This window comes from Oleiphilus sp. HI0086 (assembly GCF_001635225.1).
Map to the genome: position 1 here is coordinate 1 of NZ_LWFZ01001346.1, position 1,032 is coordinate 1,032.

General features: G+C 46.2%; 1 protein-coding gene and 1 pseudogene. Both read left to right on the top strand.

Annotated features, from left to right (window positions below; translation table 11 throughout):
* Positions 1 to 718, top strand: a pseudogene (locus A3756_RS23200) (MFS transporter); the annotation flags it as partial.
* 52 nt (positions 719 to 770) lie between these two features.
* On the top strand, positions 771 to 1,032 hold a 262-nt coding region (locus A3756_RS23205), incomplete at its 3' end, for a molybdopterin-binding protein (protein ID WP_255376535.1).

Consider the following 1,032-nt stretch of genomic DNA (forward strand, 5'->3'; position numbering starts at 1 on the left):
ACCTACCCGCCCCTATACCCCGACAAAACTTCAAGCCGAACTTAGCACCCTACAAGCACTTAAATCCATCCAGATTTGGCGCTTCGGTCTATATTACTACTTTGTCTTCGGTAGCTTTTTAGCGCTAATCCTCTGGCTCCCACAGTATTATGCTTCCGCTTATAAACTCAGCTATAGCCAAGCGATGGCCTTTACGCTTTTCTTTGTTGCCACCTCTGGCATGGTTCGAGCATTAGGAGGCTGGTTTGCAGACCGCTATGGTGGTCGCACCGTTAACTGGGCAGTATTCTGGATATGCTTAGTTTGCTTGTTCTTCTTGTGCTATCCGCCGACCACGATGACCATACATGGCGTGCATCAAGATGTAGAACTGGCTATCGAAATTAACGTCTGGTTCTTCAGTACATTGATATTTATTATCGGTATAGCCCAGGGCTTTGGGCGAGCAAGTGTGTATAAGACAATTCATGAATACTACCCTCAGCAAATGGGGCTTGTTGGTGGCTTAGTGGCTGCAATTGGCGCCTTAGGCGGCTGCACACTCCCTATCGCTTTTGGCCTAGCCGTTGACTGGATCGGCATCCATAGCGCATGCTTCATGGTTTTATATGGTGTGCTCGCTTGCTGTATGACTGTCATGTTCCTTGCTATCAAGACTGATCGCTTTAACCAGCGCGTGCAACATGCCACCAGTCATAACTTCCTAGATGATGATTAAGCATCATCTTTAAACTTTATTACTACATTGCTTATACAAGAGAGATATCCCTATGGGTCACAACGTCAGCCAAGAAACCATCCCTTTAAACATTGCCGTATTAACGGTTTCAGACACTCGCACTGAAGACAATGACACATCAGGCCAACTTCTGGTAGAAAAGTTAAACTCGGCTGGGCACAAGCTCGCAGACAAAAAGATTGTCATTGACGACATATATAAAATTCGCGCTGCGCTCTCGACATGGATTGCGAGTGATGACACCCAAGTTATTATCATTACCGGTGGTACAGGCTTTACTAGCCGAGATAGCA